This is a genomic window from Pseudobacteriovorax antillogorgiicola (assembly GCF_900177345.1).
In the GTDB taxonomy this organism is placed as follows: domain Bacteria; phylum Bdellovibrionota_B; class Oligoflexia; order Oligoflexales; family Oligoflexaceae; genus Pseudobacteriovorax; species Pseudobacteriovorax antillogorgiicola.
In genome coordinates this window covers 145,119-160,349 of sequence record NZ_FWZT01000005.1, presented here as the reverse complement: position 1 = coordinate 160,349, position 15,231 = coordinate 145,119, and the positions used below count along the sequence as shown (strand labels likewise).

Annotated in this window: 14 protein-coding genes; 4 read left to right on the top strand and 10 right to left on the bottom strand. The window is 45.9% G+C overall.

Features of this window, described 5'->3' with window-relative positions; translation table 11 throughout:
- Positions 1–162: 162 nt before the first annotated feature.
- Entirely contained in the window at positions 163–684 is a 522-nt protein-coding gene (locus B9N89_RS08525; protein ID WP_132317393.1) for a hypothetical protein, read from the top strand.
- 97 nt (positions 685–781) lie between these two features.
- Here B9N89_RS08525 and B9N89_RS08520 read toward each other — a convergent pair whose 3' ends face one another.
- The 4 genes from B9N89_RS08520 to B9N89_RS08505 all read right to left on the bottom strand — a co-directional run bounded on the left by B9N89_RS08520 (position 782) and on the right by B9N89_RS08505 (position 4,532).
- Positions 782–1,123 (bottom strand): hypothetical protein, encoded by a 342-nt coding sequence (locus tag B9N89_RS08520; protein ID WP_132317395.1) that lies wholly within the window; start codon positions 1,121–1,123, stop codon positions 782–784.
- Positions 1,124–1,625: 502 nt separating this feature from the next.
- A complete protein-coding gene (locus tag B9N89_RS08515) occupies positions 1,626–2,273 on the bottom strand; it encodes a DUF1826 domain-containing protein (protein ID WP_143478146.1) in 648 nt (215 codons plus the stop codon).
- A gap of 20 nt (positions 2,274–2,293) precedes the next feature.
- Positions 2,294–3,478, bottom strand: a complete 1,185-nt coding sequence (locus tag B9N89_RS08510; RefSeq protein ID WP_165931696.1) for a GTP-binding protein — start codon at positions 3,476–3,478, stop codon at positions 2,294–2,296.
- 199 nt (positions 3,479–3,677) lie between these two features.
- Entirely contained in the window at positions 3,678–4,532 is an 855-nt protein-coding gene (locus B9N89_RS08505) for a C-type lectin-like domain-containing protein (RefSeq protein WP_159455240.1), read from the bottom strand.
- Positions 4,533–4,898: 366 nt separating this feature from the next.
- Here B9N89_RS08505 and B9N89_RS08500 point away from each other — a divergent pair, with 366 nt between their 5' ends.
- Positions 4,899–5,462 carry a GNAT family N-acetyltransferase gene (locus B9N89_RS08500; RefSeq protein ID WP_234996081.1) on the top strand — a complete coding sequence of 188 codons (564 nt, stop codon included), beginning with the start codon at positions 4,899–4,901 and terminating at the stop codon, positions 5,460–5,462.
- Positions 5,463–5,497: 35 nt separating this feature from the next.
- On the opposite strand, the gene B9N89_RS08495 is transcribed toward B9N89_RS08500, so the two are convergent.
- The 5 genes from B9N89_RS08495 to B9N89_RS08475 form a co-directional block, all read right to left on the bottom strand.
- The gene (locus B9N89_RS08495) at positions 5,498–6,703 is read right to left on the bottom strand and encodes a hydroxymethylglutaryl-CoA reductase (RefSeq protein ID WP_132317403.1); all 1,206 of its coding nucleotides are present in this window, start codon (positions 6,701–6,703) and stop codon (positions 5,498–5,500) included.
- Between the two features lie 316 nt (positions 6,704–7,019).
- Positions 7,020–9,176, bottom strand: coding sequence for a TonB-dependent receptor family protein (locus tag B9N89_RS08490; protein WP_132317405.1), 2,157 nt, complete (start codon positions 9,174–9,176; stop codon positions 7,020–7,022).
- 49 nt (positions 9,177–9,225) lie between these two features.
- Positions 9,226–10,224 (bottom strand): sterol desaturase family protein, encoded by a 999-nt coding sequence (locus tag B9N89_RS08485; RefSeq protein WP_234996080.1) that lies wholly within the window; start codon positions 10,222–10,224, stop codon positions 9,226–9,228.
- A 30-nt stretch (positions 10,225–10,254) separates the two neighbouring features.
- Complete coding sequence (locus B9N89_RS08480; protein WP_132317409.1) at positions 10,255–11,436, bottom strand: imelysin family protein; 1,182 nt, start codon at positions 11,434–11,436, stop codon at positions 10,255–10,257.
- Positions 11,437–11,476: 40 nt separating this feature from the next.
- Complete coding sequence (locus tag B9N89_RS08475; RefSeq protein WP_132317411.1) at positions 11,477–13,024, bottom strand: DUF4856 domain-containing protein; 1,548 nt, start codon at positions 13,022–13,024, stop codon at positions 11,477–11,479.
- Between the two features lie 338 nt (positions 13,025–13,362).
- On the opposite strand from B9N89_RS08475, the gene B9N89_RS08470 reads away from it, so the two are divergent.
- Together B9N89_RS08470 and B9N89_RS08465 are read left to right on the top strand one after the other, a co-directional pair.
- On the top strand, positions 13,363–13,677 hold the full coding sequence (locus tag B9N89_RS08470) for an ArsR/SmtB family transcription factor (protein WP_132317413.1): 315 nt from the start codon (positions 13,363–13,365) through the stop codon (positions 13,675–13,677).
- Positions 13,678–13,688: 11 nt separating this feature from the next.
- The gene (locus tag B9N89_RS08465; RefSeq protein ID WP_132317415.1) at positions 13,689–14,171 is read left to right on the top strand and encodes an SRPBCC family protein; all 483 of its coding nucleotides are present in this window, start codon (positions 13,689–13,691) and stop codon (positions 14,169–14,171) included.
- A 26-nt stretch (positions 14,172–14,197) separates the two neighbouring features.
- Here the strand turns inward: B9N89_RS08465 and B9N89_RS08460 are convergent, their stop codons facing one another.
- Positions 14,198–15,214 carry a methyl-accepting chemotaxis protein gene (locus tag B9N89_RS08460; RefSeq protein WP_132317417.1) on the bottom strand — a complete coding sequence of 339 codons (1,017 nt, stop codon included), beginning with the start codon at positions 15,212–15,214 and terminating at the stop codon, positions 14,198–14,200.
- Between the last annotated feature and the right edge of the window lie 17 nt (positions 15,215–15,231).

Sequence of the window (15,231 nt, the reverse complement as noted above, 5' to 3'; positions counted from 1 at the left end):
GCAGCTAACATGCACGCCTTCTTGAAAACCGGGCCCCAGAGCCCCTTTTTTCTATCATGAAATCAGGGGTTTATAATCTAGAGATGTCAACCCTAATGTTTCCTAAAGTCTAAGCCGATATCGATCCAAACTCGGTCCTATATAACTACAGAGGCTTCAGTCGTGGCAAAATTAACAATGATTCGATTTTGTGTTCCCTTCTTAGTATTTTCGGCATGTACAGTAGATCTTAGCAAAGATTCCGACAGTGATTCCAAATCAAACCCAGAAGCGGCAGAAGCACAAGATGGGGAAGCTGATGCAGGTGCCAAGCAACCCTCCAGCTCAGCAGGGACAAATTCTGGTGAGGCTAGCAACACAGCTAGCGACGAGATCATAGCTGTCGAGCAAGACAAGCAGGCAGTTATCGAGATTGCTGACTCTATACCTAGTAACCCTGGCCAAGATCTTCAGTCGAAAGAAAAGGCTGAAGAAAGTATGGAGCGGGTATCTCGGCTGGAAGAAAAACTCATAGGCCAGTTCGGAGAGTACGCCGTACTAGAAGCGAAACTTGAATTCTGTGAGTCTATGGTTGCTCTAGCTGCAGCTTTACAAAGTGATTTGAACAGCGGTTTGATAGACCAAGCAACTGTTGATGATCTGACATCAAAAATTGAGTCCATTGAGACTTGTAAAGAAATTTGACTTAGTGATCACCTCAGCCCAAAAGAACTTACTGATTTCTATTCATAGGTCAGCTCCTCCATAAACTCCATATCTTCCTGGAGTTTATTCAACTTTCCTACTTCATAAACATAGAAATGAAAATAAGGACAATATCTAGAACTTGTACGGCAACAATTCCGCTAACAAGTAGTCGAGGTTTTTCTCTCTTGCTCATAGCTCGGAAGGCTTCGATTACAAAGTTGGTAGATAGAATCTTGAAGAAAAGTTCAAAGGCAATCAGAAGGTTGCCACGATCGATTATACCTTCACTCCCTAGATATAGCCCAGCTATTATTATGCTGAACCAATAGGCGAGCCCGATATACCATGCTCTGTAGAGCTGTTTAAGAGCTAATTCATTTTCCACTTTCTTTACAAACAATAGGAAGACCAAAAGAATAATTCCAAGTCCAGTCATGAGCACCTCCAACAGGTTAAACAAATACACTGACTACAATTAAGAGCATGATTGATTGATGAGGAAGGAAGGGTTTCAAAAATCGATGTCCCTCACCAGCATGAACAGCACCAGTTTTATAGAATTACCCAAGATTTCGAGGATTCAAGGATGAGCCTCAGCTATGACTTTGCAAAGAAGCTGTGGTGATCTACGGACTCACGTGAGCCTATAAAACAAGGGAATATTCAGCCATCCTAAAGTCATTGGAAGTCGTGAGGTGCATTCAGAACCTCAGTTGAGTGCAAATTTTGGATGGAAAACCACCAGCTTTTCAAAGTCCAACCTTTGATCGATGGAAAACTGATATTTTCTCAGAATTCTCGATCAAAACTGAAAATTCAACCGAGTGCGACTCAGCTGATCGTACCTAAGCCAAGACTCCTAACGCAGGAGGCTTTCGACTTCAGTCTAGAGTGGGTGCCACATATCACAATTCCGGAAGGACCAATCCATTCTATCGCTAGTCGATAAAGTCGACTCGCAAAAACAAACGGGGGGTATCTGAAACTGGGCTAATGCTCGGAGATCGATGGACAAGGCCTTTCGAACCTGGAAATTTAAGACCTTTAAGAAGTGCGACCTGCCCCGTTTGAATTTGTTGAAGGTAGCAGTTTTTTTTGGCAATTGGCTTGCGCCCACCCTTGCCTAGATTTTTTCGAATAACATCGCGGCCCATGAGCCACTGCGTTCCGGGGCCTTGTAGTGTTACGATAAATCTCAACTTCAAATTGTCCACATGGAAAAGAGGACACATCTGATCACGGATAACTTTAACGGTGATTCGCTTGGTTTTCCATTCCATAGCTTGGTCTAAACGCAAGAGTAGAGGAGCATACATTGACACGAGGCTTTCAGCTCCAGGTGCTCGTTCATAAAGGTCATCAAGGCTTTGAAACTCTCGATCGATATCCACTTGTTCGTTTATCCGTAAGCGAATGATCTGCTGATAGTCATCAGTTTGGGAGAACTCTCCCAAAGCTAGATCCTTTTCGGAAGAGAGAAATGAATCAATGTCATCAAGAGAGTTTAAGATCATTACATCTTCAGGCAATTGATCTAAAACATGGTGCTCAATATTGAAGGGGTCTAAAAGTCCATCTTTGTACATGAGAAACCTGATGACTATAGTTAGTGCCAAGCTGGAAAAGGGTCAGGTAGATTCTGCCAACGACTGGGGAAGCTAGTTTCCAAAGTAGTTTTCTCAAGACAAGCATCTAATGCCTGAGCGACCTCGGAATGATTCATATTCAAGCCGATGATAACAAGCTCTTGCATCCTGTCTCCATATACTGAATGCCATATAGAATCCACTTCTGCAGCATCGGCTTCGTTGAGCATCAGCCGTTCTTCGGGTTTTGCGGCAAGCCAATAGCCATTAGGGTTGAGTTGACAGGATCGACTGGCAATGGAGAATAGGCATGCTTCATCAGGCCTGGTTGCTAGCCATACAAAGCCCTTGGCTCTGACGACTCCATATTGCCAAGCATTCTCAACAAATTGTAAGAGCATCTCAGGAACAAATGGTTCTCGGGCCCTAAAGACAAAGCTAGAAATTCCATAAGTTTCAGTTTCTGCTTGATGTTCGCCGCGAATTTCTTGCATCCACCCTGGATTTTGTGCAGCTTCTTCAAAGTCAAACCGGCCCGTATTTAGGATATACTTGGGGTCGACTGTACCTTGATGAATGCAGTGGATAGCAGCCCCTGGGTTTAGCTTTTTTAGAATCTGGAGGAGAACTGTGAGCTCTGCTTCCTTGATCAAATCCGTTTTATTGACAAGTATAACGTTAGCGAATTCAACTTGATCAATAAGTAAGTCAACAACATTTCTATCGTCTGTTTCGTCTAAGGCCATCCCTTTTTCTATGAGATCTTGTGCATCGCGATAATCGATGAGGAAGTTATAGGCATCCACAACGGTGACCATCGTATCGAGACGAGCGACTTTATTCAAAGTCGTGCCATCCTCGTCTTCAAAGATAAAGGTTTCAGCTACAGGTAACGGCTCTGAGATCCCAGTGGATTCAATCAGAAGGTAGTCAAAACGTTTTTGCTCAGCTAGGGTACGCACTTCCTTAAGGAGGTCTTCTCGTAAGGTGCAGCAAATACAGCCGTTGCTCATTTCTACGAGAGATTCTTCGGTTCTGCTTAGGCTTGATTCACCAGATGCAATTAAAGCCGCATCAATATTGACTTCACTCATATCATTGACGATCACAGCGACTTTGTAGCCATGGTTATGATGAAGTATGTGGTTAAGGACAGTTGTCTTGCCTGCACCTAAAAAGCCAGACAGTACTGTAACTGGTAGCATTCTATGTTCCTTATGAATTGATTCGGCCATGTGCTGAGGGACATAAGCGACCCTCATGTGGTGGCTATTTATGATCTATCATTATTGCAAAAATTTGCAATAAAAAAGTATCGCTGTGCAATTATGACGATATTCTTGAGATGAATTCAGCTGGTGGGCGATTTTAGGTCACGGTTGGCGGGGCTTGCTTCTTCAACCCTCAGTCTAAAATCGATTCAAAAACGTCGGGGTTTTCTGGATTTCTTTGAATCGATACCCAAACCGAAAGCAGGTCAGGGTTCCGACCATCGATAACAGCACTGACTTCGGCAATCTCAGCTGCAGTTGTTGGCTGGGAGAAGATATAGCCTTCTGGGCAAGCTGTTTTGTAAGTATCGAAGGTGCCTGCTTCAGCAGTGAAGAGCCACTTGCTAACACCTGGTTCCAAGGATAAGCTTCGGCAGAGGAAATTGCGTTGAATCCCACAAGGGACATCATTAAGCTTCTCTATTGGTCCACTATTCAATCCAGTGAAGTTGATATGGTTCTCTTGCCCTTGGGCAGTGACCATCTCGGTGCAAGATTCCATCCCAGCATTGTTATTGGGTTCGCTTGGAAGCCAGTATCCTGCGAAAACAGTCAACGGAATGTTTTGGTCTAGCTCGGTTGTAAACATAAAGGGGCCGCGGCCATCAATGGCGATGCTGGCGATGATCGTTGTAAAGTTAAGGTTTTCGGGTTTATCCCGAAGTTGCCAACGCCAGTTGATCGGATCGAATGAGACGAGGTTGAGGGGAAGCATGGTTCCGTCAGCGCTGGTCTTATAAAAGTCGGCCTTCACGTCTTGGGCTTGGTAATCTAGATCATTTAGTTCACAGCTTAAGTCGATCGAGTCTGTATTTTGAGTCTGCGTCCCTTGAAACTGGCAGGTGAGAAATGCCCCTGCGACGGGAATCGGTTCATTGATGGTGCTTTCAGTAACATCGCCAACACTTTTAACATCACCGAATAGGGCCAGAAGATGCATCTTGACTGCTCTCGACGCTGGTAGGGTTATGATCAGCGGTCTGCTCATCGTGAACGAGGAATTGGCCACCACTGCTGCAAGCCGTCATGAGATGGCTGTGTACAGCTATTAATGCCAAAGCGTGATTGAAGCCTCTGGTCATTTGTTCCTCGATGGTTGAGTTGTGTGGCTCGTTATTGTGACTGTATCGGTAAAGTGTCCGCTACCTCTTAGTCGACTTTAAAAAGGCTATAAGATCAGCTATTTGATTGGTAAGTAATGTTTTAGTAAGAATCGAGAATTTATGGCTTACCTACAACGTAATCGCTTTAATAACTGCAATATGCCTCCTGAACCTTAATCTATATCTGGCTGATGGTGACGCAACCATGTACAGTTCGTCTAGCATTTGAAACTCACGTATTTGGGACAAGCATGGACCATACACCAAACTTAGAATCCGAACGTCTAGTCCTTAGGCCACCAGTCATGGCTGATGGACCTTCTTACCAACGACACTTCGCTGACTACGAGGTCATTCGACACTTGTATGCTAGGGTACCTTGGCCTTATCCAGAAGGTGGAGCTACGGAGTGGTTAAAGAATGAAATTATTCCAAAGCAAGGCCAAGGAGTTTGGTCTTGGGCTATCTGTGAAAAAATCGCACCCGATATCATGATTGGCGGTATAGAACTAAAGCGAGTGGCAAGCCCTACGAATCGTGGCTTTTGGCTTGGGAGATCGTACTGGGGGCGGGGATATATGACCGAAGCTGTGAATCTTGTAACTCAGTTTGGCTTCGAATCCCTTGGATTTGAGCGAATGATCTTTGACAATGCTGTTGGAAATGATAGATCCGCCCGTATAAAGGTCAGGCAAGGATGCCGCAAGATAAGAACTGAAAAGGCCCAGCTAGTAGATCCCTCCTACTCCGAAATCGAAATATGGGAGCTGACGAAGGATGATTGGCTTGCAAATCAAAAAGAGCAAGGAATCTAATAAGTAGCAGGCCTGTGCCTGGCCTGCTGACAAAACTAACGGCGACCCAAGGTCTGATGGGCTTGTACAAAGGAGTGGCTGGCAATGGCTGACCAAGTTGAAAGGTCGAGTCCTAGACAGTAGCCAGCAATAATTTCTGCCAGACGTCGAACATCTTGGCCCTGACATCCCATAATGCTGAGAGCTTCGCTTTGACCGGGTAGCCTGGTTCCACCGCCAACGGTGCCAATGGCCAGCGATGGTAGCATAAGGCTAGCGTAGAGTCCGTCTTTTGTTCGTTCAAAATTGAGATGACCTAAGCTACTTTCGTGAACAGAGGCCGCGTCTTGTCCTGTAGCTATAAAGATTGCTGCAATGGCATTTGCGATATTAACGTTCACACCAACGCCCCCATTCATCAAGCAAGTGGCAGCCCCGCGCTGATAATGATGAGCGAGATCGTCAGCATTTGTTTTAAGGACTTGCTCAACCACTATGTTAGGCAATTCAACTTCGGCAACAACGCGGCAACCACGACCAGAAATGAAGTTTAGAAAGTTGACCTTCTTATCACCATTGAGTCCACCCTCAATATGAAACTCAGCGATTTCGATTCCCAACTGGCGAGGCGCTTCCTCCATCACCCACTTGCCAAGCTGAGCGCTAGCGATAGTAACCATGTTCTGTCCAGCGGCATTTCCGGTGGAGTATCGAATGAGAGCATGAAGAGTTCGACCATTATAATGAGGTTCAATGTTCAATATTTTTCCATATCGAGTAACTTTGGAGACTTGATCCTGAAGAGCTTCTATATGATCGACCAGGAAATCGCCGAGCTTTTTTGCCTCTAGAAAGCTTTTGCAAACAAATGATGGAGCGCGATACATATTCTGAGATAGGACGCGAGTGTGGACGCCACCACTTTCGCTAAGTGCCTTTGCTCCACGACTCGCAGATGCTACCAAGGCACCTTCTGTTGTTGCAAATGGGGCAAATATAGAGCCTTGAGCCCACTCGCCTTGAAACAAAAGTGGTCCTGCAAGGCCAACTGGGATTTGCACAGCTCCTAGAAAGTTTTCTATGTTGCCACGGGTTTTCTCAGCGCAGAGGTGTGTGTCTCGAATATGATCTAAGCTTGAATTCAAAACTAATCCCTTTTCCAACCAGAGATCCAGTGAGCTTTTGGAAGACTCACTTCTTTCATTTTTAGGTTGAGTTCTAGGTTGCGGTGCAGCTTTTACCGATTCAGTTTTTGTAGACAATGTTTAACTCCCTCGGGGGTAGTGTGGATGTTTTTGGGGAGGGGATGCAGAATCGAGGCCAGGCCCCTTTGCTACAGAAGCTGGATTTGAAGCGTGATTTAAGTAGCCTATAAGCCTTACTTTGGGGCAGAGTTGAGTTTTGTATGGAAGATTGACGAATTTAAACGTTTGAGTGACTAGAATTAGAATTACGAAGTAATTTTAGAAAGAGGCGCATACCCTTAATAGTGAGGGTTTCTGAAGAACAACGAAGCCTTCATGAATCTAAAGTTTCGGCAGGATACAAAAGGAGCTGCATCCAGCTCCCGGAAAACGATTACATATTGTCCCACTGATAGCCAATCATAAATGTCTGAGGCTTCCCAGGTCTTTGTCCATACGGCCTTAAGGATACCAAATAGGTTTCATCAAGCAGATTATCGATTTTGAAGGCTACAGACTGCTGCTCAGTAAGGTGCCATCGCGTTGCAAAATCAAGCACGCTGTAGGCTGGGATCTCATATCGTGAGTCAGCAACGGTTTGGTCATACATGGAACTCTTATAGTGATAAGATAGGTCCCACTCCCAGCGATTCCAGCTTAGTCCCATGGAAAGGTGGGCCATATGTTTAGCCATATAGGGAAGTGGATCATTAGGCTGAATCAAACCCACGCCCCACTCTGGATTATCCGATTCACTTGCTTCTGTAAAATAGCCGTCCGTGTAGGTGTATGCTAGCTTACTACGCACTAGATAGGAACCAAGCTGCCAGCGGGATCCTGCATCAAGTTCCAGACCTTGTATGACGGCTTCGCCGCCGTTAAATTCCGTGTCAATCTGAGAATCTTGGCAGCCTGAAGAAAAGCTACATGTGCCCTTGATGTTGCTGTAATCTGAGTAAAAGGCGACGAGATTGACCTCTTGCTTATCCCACTGGGCGCGAAACCCAGCTTCGTAGTTCAGCGCTTCCTCTGGTTTGATACTATCAGCTTGCCCAGGGCCAACTAGGGTAACCCCTTGATTGACGCCCACTAGAAATCCTAGATTTTCGTTAAATTGATAGAAGGTACCGAGGCCAAAAGTGGTGATTGAGTCCTCGTTGCTAATTTCTGAGGTACTGGGTGAGAGGCGATCATTGCGAGTTGTTCGGACTTGCTCGTGGCGCATCCCTAAGCTCCACTTCCATTGAGACCAATATTGATCCCACTGCCCGTAAAAGCTATTGGCAATAGATTTATCGTGCAGCTGGTTTGTTTCCCGCTGGGGGCTGCTCTCCTGGCGAACCAAGCGCCCGCCAGTCATCAAGTAATCCTCTTCAGTGTGATCACGCTCGATCAAGTCCTGGTGGTGACGGAGTCCTAGTTTCACAACAGCTCGATCACCGAGGCTAGGAAGTTCCCACTCTAGATTTCCTTGTACCCCTTCAACCAAATAGGTGCGACGGTTAGAGCCGATAACAATTCCGTCGTCAAGAGCGATGCTATCCTCTTCACCGTTAATAACTTGATAGAATCGCAAATTTGAGCCGATGGGTTCGTTTAGAACTGTCCTAGGGTCCACAGAGCTGTCTGTAAACCCATTGAACTTGGCCCAATTTCGCTGAAACCAATGCTTGTACACGTTCACTTGGGCGTCGAGGCTATCACCGCTGAACTGGTAAGTAAGCATCGCCTGATCCCGATGCCAGACCATCTTGTCTTCGGCACTGGCAGCATAGCGTTGATACGGGTTACTTTTAAAGTCTGCTTCGGTGAGACCAAGATAGGTTTCGAACGAGGTTTCATGAGCACGGATACCCTTAAATCGGATAGCGTGTTTGTTCGTGATTTGATAGCCCAGTTTCAGCATGATGTCATCTTTCTTAAAGCCTTCATCGCTGTCGTAGGGTAGCTCCTTGAAGCCATCACCAGCCACGAAGCTGCCACTTACACTATAGGACATGGGGCCGTGGGCTTGCCCTAGGTAACCATGAACCTTCTGAAAACCATAAGAGCCGATCTCGCTCTGGATCCCATACTCCAAGTCGTTGGGCAGAGGTCTTGTCATGATATTGATAGCACCGCCGATGGAGTTCGGTCCGAAACGGACAGCGCTGGGTCCTTTAAAAACCTCTACGCCATAGGCCCTCGTCATCATCGGAAAGTAATAGGCTGCTGGTGCAGAGTAGGGAGCAGGGCCGATCAAGATTCCGTCTTCCATAAGGGTGACCTTACGGCTCCGGTGGGGGTGAGCACCACGCAACCCAATGTTCGGGCGTAGCCCCAAGCCATCTTCTTCCTGAATGTTGACACCGGGTACTTGCTTTAGAATCCTGTGGATATCTGTATGGGAAAAGGTCTCAAGATCCTTGTCATCGAGCCGGTGAGCGGAGCCCGCCTGTTGCTTCAGATCGTCGCGACTTCCGATAATCGACATGCGCTCGACATCTTGCTCCCCATGAGCCATGACGCTTGGTAGCAGCAACAGTCCCAATCCTACGTATTTAAGTGACATGGATTTGCCTTTCTATTCTGGATCTATTTTTCTGCAAACGCTTTCCCTATCAGCCTTGCAGCGCCATGGGCGACTCTATAGGTTTTGGGTCTGTAGGGTCAAGCCCTGCTTCGGGGCATAGCTTTGGCTCTTTGGCCTTGAAAGCTTCTTGAAAGGGGCTTAAGTAAATCGAAACCAACGAGTACTTTTTGGGGTATGACTCTTCAATGCCGAAGGAAAGGTCTCGCCCTTCAACATCGCGGCCATCGATATGGCTTTCGAATAGCCTGTCCCAAAGGGCAAGGCAGGAGCCAAAATTCTTATCGTAGTGCGCCTGCTCCAGGCTATGATGAACTTGATGAGCTAGTGGACTTATGAAAATTCGTTCCAACAATCCGAAATGGATCGGGATATGGCTGTGACGAAGATTTGCCCCTAGAGCATTGAAAATAAATGCAAAGGCATTAGCTCCCAGAATATCCCAACCGTTGAGCTGCTGCTGAAACAGGAAAAAGAACAGTCCCGTAACCAAGCCATGACACACAATATGACGCAAACGGGAAGATAGAATATCCACCGGATGGGACCGATACAAAGTCAGAGGGGTTAAGACTTCAGCACTGTGGTGTACTTTATGAAACGCCCAAAGGAACGAAAATCGATGCTGGCAATAGTGGAGAAAGAAGCGAGAAAAATCGTCAGCAATAAAAGTGACCAAAGTGAATCCCATGGCAACCAGCCAAGGGGTGCTTTCCAATCCTGGAACACCAAAAATCTTTGTCAGTGACCAGGAGACTAGTGCAGCAATAGCTGCGACCGAGCTTAATTGAGCAGGTAGGATTAAAGGCCTGAGAATGCCATTGATAGCGACTAAGAAGACATCGGTCCTTGAAGACCGATGAAACCATATTTTAGAAGAGAATGCTAATGCTAGATGCTTCTTGATTTCGCCTTTCTTTGAGAGGACTAGTATCATTCCCAGAGAACCCAAAAGGCAGAGCCAGTAGACCCGCTTGCTAGGGTCTAGGACCATGCGACCTGGATCGAGAAGAGATTGAAAAAAGTCCAAAACAAATTCAGGCAATGCTGCGATTCCTACTTAGTCGTTGTCACCTGCAGTTTGCTGAGGTAGTTCAAGCTGAAGTATCTCTGTGAACTCACCTTTGAGTTCATCCGTGATAACCTTCACCTGGAAATAGAGTTTACATACCCCAGTTTGCTCATCGACATCGAGATCTGGGCAACGTTCAGTTAGAAGTGAGGCCAAATCTTCTGTGGCAAGAGCTTCCGAAGTTTCGATAGCGGAGTCAATGGATTCGTTAATAGCATCTGCCAAATCACTGCGACCCACCTCAGATAGGAAGCTATCAAAGCCCAAGGCAGAATCATCTGAACCCTGGAAAACCGCTTGAAATCCTCGAAGATTATAATGGACGCTTGCCAAAGATTGGCCCGACCAAGGATTTTCTACCTCATCCGTGCAAGGAAATTCTGGACAGAGGTCGTTAATTGCCAGTGGCACTCCGAGCTTGCGATCTTTAACCGATCCATCGATGAAAAAGAGACTATCGGAAATGCGATTGATGCGATCTTGAAGTTCAGAATCTGTGCCTGTAGCGACTAGGTTTGTAGCATAGGTCGACTGCCATTGAGTCTGAAGCGTTGCAGCTTGTTGACTAAGGTCATTAGCTACAAGTTCCATATAAAGGCACCGGTTTGTTCTTCGATCTGCTTCAGATAGATCGTTCCAACCAACAGTTTCGCTAACGGAGTCGGTGCAGTCATGGTTGAGGTCGGAATCGAATAGAAGATATTCAAGAGCCACTAAGCCTTTTGCTAAATCCTTATCGCTTAGTTGATAGGTATCTCCAGCTGCTCGCAAATTGCTAACTTCGCGATCGATTGTGCAGTAGTTCACCAGTGGCCAACTATAAATATCATATCGTAACGTTCCTGCGTTATCGTTTAGAGGCCCAAATTGATAGGCTTCAATCTCTTGCCATCGGGCCATCATGGACTTCCAAGAGTTTTGCAATTGCTCTAGCTCGGCTCCGTAGGCATTGCCATCAGAGCTTTGCTCGCAAAGCCCAGTAACATTTTCTGCAAAGTCAGAAGATTGCCCAGCGAATGTTTCAAAGCTGCTGCTGGTATAGCTAGCAATGCTTTGCAAGAGTTCAAGGCGATCGAAAGTATAAAGAGAGACGGTTTCGGAGTTTGAGCTGCTATCTGAGCAGCTGCCAAGTAGTAGAATCGCCGTAAAGGCACAAGGTAGACGGATCATTTTATAATCACTCCAGGGGGCTTGACCCCCTTACTCAGAATTACCAGTTTTCAACGTCAGAGGCATCAAAAGCATAAGCGCTTTGTAGAAGGGCACGTGCTTCAAGTAGTGATGTTTTGTAAGTTGCTAGGGCGTCGCTGCCAGCGCTACCTAACACGGGAGCATCTCCAAACAAGGTATGAAGCTGTGTGAACTGCTCATCGCTAAGAATCTTCTCAGGGCTGAATTGCAGACCAAGGGCGAAGCCTTTCATCTCTGACCAAAACTTTGCGTGGTCAGTGAAAAGGTATTCCGAACTTCCGTATTGGTCCATCTCAGAGATGGTGTCGTTGATGTAGTGAATGACGGTGGCAGCTAAGACTTTTTCCCAGTCGATACGAATCATTGTTGCTAGAGCGGTCACAGCAGTTTCGTAACCCTCTGGCTTTTCAGCGATCAGGTGACGACCTTTAACGAATGAATTCATAATTGTTGACGATAGATCTAAGCCAGTGGTGCTGCCAGAGTCTCGCTTAGCTGCATTGACTGAGATTCCAAAGTTTTTCTCAGATAGCAGCGCAATGGAACCACTGTTATCGGTATCGATTGAAAGTTTGTTCTTAGTCTGATCGTCTGTGTAAGATAAGAAATCGCGCGCAGCTCCGAAATAGCCAAAGGCTTCGTCCCAATGATGCTCGCGGGCAGTATAGACCACATCAGCCTTTGCGGGCCCTGAGTTGTCGGCTAAAATTCCCTTTTCGTCACCACGGGTCACACTAAGGTAGTCATCGGTAGCCTGGGAAAAGCTCACGGCCCCATGAATAAATTTTTGAACCAACTGTCTAAGGTCGAGTCCCGACTCAGTTAGGTAGGCAGCAGTCACACTCTGCGCAGGCTGGTCGCCATTAGCTACGGTAAAGGCTTGGCCATCAACTGCTTGGTCTGCGATGATGCGTAGCCACGCTCCGAGAAGATCTTCCGGCTCAACCTTGCCATCGCCAGAGCTATCGATATCGAGGCTGCTGAGATCCTGGCCGTTAAACTCAAGGGTTGTCCAACCTAAAAAACTATCGCGGGGCAGCTCTTCGTTATCGTTGCCAGCAAACTTGCCAAGAAGGTTGGAGCCAGGATCTTGAATTACAGCGTATGTTGTTCCCTCGGCAATGGCGATGCTTGTTTCGCTGGTATCTTTAGCGGTGACGCTAAAACTTGAAGAGCCGTTGATCGCACCGCTGGCAACCGAAGAGTTGTCGTATGAATAGGAAACGTAAGAATTGAGAGATGCTAGAGCATCATCGCTGGAGCCTTGGTAGGTCCCTTGCTCAAGAGTCTCAATATAGGTCTTCAAATCCTCAATTAAAACCTGTCGGAATGTTTGACCAGTATAACTGACGGTAGAGGCGTTGTCCCTCGTGAACGTATAGGTCTCCGGTGCGGCATCATAGGATGACTTCACATCACCTGTGAGGCTAGTGATCACATCTGAAGCGCTTTCATAGTTGGCAATAGTGTTGGAACTGCCAGAATCATCAGAGTCGTCTGACGAACAGGAGAGAAGTAAACCACCGAGAATAAAAATGAGTTTTTTTGAATGAAGATTCAGGGCCATGTATGTTTCCCCCAGGCTCTTTAAAGGCGTTCAAAATAAAATCGATTCTTACTATCACAATGCAATTTAAAAATGAAGAAAAATGAAGTTGATAATAATTATCACTATCGGACATCCCTGAGAAAGCTTTAGGATGTTTCGGGATCTATGAAGAGTTTTTCTGTTATATTGGTTGTTTATATAAGTGCAGCCAGAGTAAGCGAGAATGGTAGCTCTCTAGAAGTATTGATCCGTAAGTCTGGCATGAATGAGAAACGATTTCACTTTGACTTAGATGAAATTTTAAATTAACTATTTACTTAAATAAGCCGATACTTAATAATGTGAGGAGGTCAAGAATGAACGCATTTGCTGCTTTAGCAGAACCTCGAAGACAAGAGATTGTAAGCCTGCTTGCGGAGCAGGGCGAGATGACAGCATCAGACATCGTCAAGCGATTTAAGGTATCGGCTCCTGCAATCTCGCAGCATCTTAAGGTATTAAGAGAACATAGCCTTGTTGAAGTCAAAAAAGACGCCCAACGAAGGCTTTACTCGATAAACCCTAAGGGGCTTAATGAAATGACTGATTACTTGGATGGTGTTCGAAGAATGTGGGAAGCCAGACTTGATCGGCTCGAAGAGTATCTCAATGATCTTCAATCTAAGGAATAGGAGTAGTAGGCATGGTTGTTATCGATCCAAAACTTGATCTCGTGATCGAGCGTGACGTGGATATCCCTTCGAAACTCATCTGGGAGGCTTGGACCAAACCTGAACATCTCAAACATTGGTTTGTTCCGAAACCGTGGCAGCTTAGCGACTGCGAAATCGACCTTCGTCCTGGAGGCATTTTTAGAACCGTGATGTGTTCGCCCGAGGGCGAGGAGTTTCCGGGAGTTGGTTGCTACTTAGAGATTGTTGAAGGCCTGCGCTTGAGTTGGACCAACTGTATGGAGCCTGGCTTTCGGCCCGTTCCTGCATTTGGCGAGGGTGATTTTCCTTGGACTGGAATAATAACAATCGAGCCAACCGAAAAAGGTGCCAAGTATACTGCCATAGCTAGGCATGCCTCAGAAGATGCTTGGAAGAAACACTATGAAATGGGATTCCTTGATGGCTGGGGGACTTGCTTCGATCAGCTTGTGGAATATATGAGAGGCAGATAGAATCCTGAACTAGGGTAATGAAAACTCTAAGTCTGTTTTTCGTGAAGAATGAGGTCTAGTATCTCGAAAACCCCTTGACTGCCCTCCTCCATGTCTTGGAGGGACTTTTTCAGCTTCTCAAAGTTAGAATCGATATCATGCAGAAGTTCAAAGACTGCTTTAGTGCCAAGATGTACCTTTGAGTGTGGTAGCTCAAGCTGGGAGTAGCTTGGGAGGTGGGAGAAGCTTTTCTTTCCATCACCTTCGTAATACCATTTGCCAAGTCTGCAATTATGGTAGTCAACAAATTGAAATTCTTCCTTCTGCCTAGCGACTGAAAGATATGTATTGACCTTCCAGATGACGTGATCAAGCTTGGCGAGAGTGATGAATATGTGATCATTAACTTTGGAAACCCGCCGACTGGAATTGTTGTTCTTCTGTATGACATCGCTAATATCATCTAGAAAAGTAGACATTTTTTCCGTGCTTGAGGTACTGCTTGCGCTAGCATCCGCAACAGCGATACTTATGTCTTTGCTTTCCTCGACAATTGAGCTTACCGAATGATTAATGTTATCTGTAAGGGCAGATGTTTGGTTGGACAACTCCTTTACTTCATTGGCAACAACTGCGAAGCCCCTTCCACTTTCTCCTGCCCGTGCCGATTCAATGGTCGCATTTAGAGCAAGAAGGTTTGTTTGGTCAGCAATTCCTTGTATTGACTTCGAGAAACCTTGAATATCTGATATGGATTCACTCAGCTTTGCAACTTTTTGTTCGACATTCACCAAAAGTTCAGAAAGTCGCACAGACTCGCGAGCGAGCGCATTGACCTCTGATAAGATACTATCAAACTTTTCTCGTGTGTCTTGGTTGGATTCAATGGTCTCGTTGTTGGAGCTGACTGCTTCAGCGATGTTCTTCTGTATGGTTGAAAGGCCTGCTCTTAAATTTTCATTCTCTTCAGTAAATAGGCGAATGAGATGATTATCGTGTCTTTCCCGATCCTCAAGCAAATCATTCTCGGACGCTGTCTTTTGGATAATTTTTGATGCTTCCATACTTCCTCACGTAAAAC

What these genes read in the sequence shown, in the direction of transcription:
- B9N89_RS08465 (WP_132317415.1), top strand. Translation starts at nt 13,689, where the DNA reads ATGGTTGTTATCGATCCAAAACTTGATCTCGTGATCGAGCGTGACGTG.
- B9N89_RS08490 (WP_132317405.1), bottom strand. Translation starts at nt 9,176, where the DNA reads ATGTCACTTAAATACGTAGGATTGGGACTGTTGCTGCTACCAAGCGTC.
- B9N89_RS08510 (WP_165931696.1), bottom strand. Translation starts at nt 3,478, where the DNA reads ATGCTACCAGTTACAGTACTGTCTGGCTTTTTAGGTGCAGGCAAGACA.
- B9N89_RS08515 (WP_143478146.1), bottom strand. Translation starts at nt 2,273, where the DNA reads ATGTACAAAGATGGACTTTTAGACCCCTTCAATATTGAGCACCATGTT.
- B9N89_RS08500 (WP_234996081.1), top strand. Translation starts at nt 4,899, where the DNA reads ATGGACCATACACCAAACTTAGAATCCGAACGTCTAGTCCTTAGGCCA.
- B9N89_RS08520 (WP_132317395.1), bottom strand. Translation starts at nt 1,123, where the DNA reads ATGACTGGACTTGGAATTATTCTTTTGGTCTTCCTATTGTTTGTAAAG.
- B9N89_RS08460 (WP_132317417.1), bottom strand. Translation starts at nt 15,214, where the DNA reads ATGGAAGCATCAAAAATTATCCAAAAGACAGCGTCCGAGAATGATTTG.
- B9N89_RS08480 (WP_132317409.1), bottom strand. Translation starts at nt 11,436, where the DNA reads ATGATCCGTCTACCTTGTGCCTTTACGGCGATTCTACTACTTGGCAGC.
- B9N89_RS08505 (WP_159455240.1), bottom strand. Translation starts at nt 4,532, where the DNA reads ATGAGCAGACCGCTGATCATAACCCTACCAGCGTCGAGAGCAGTCAAG.
- B9N89_RS08475 (WP_132317411.1), bottom strand. Translation starts at nt 13,024, where the DNA reads ATGGCCCTGAATCTTCATTCAAAAAAACTCATTTTTATTCTCGGTGGT.
- B9N89_RS08470 (WP_132317413.1), top strand. Translation starts at nt 13,363, where the DNA reads ATGAACGCATTTGCTGCTTTAGCAGAACCTCGAAGACAAGAGATTGTA.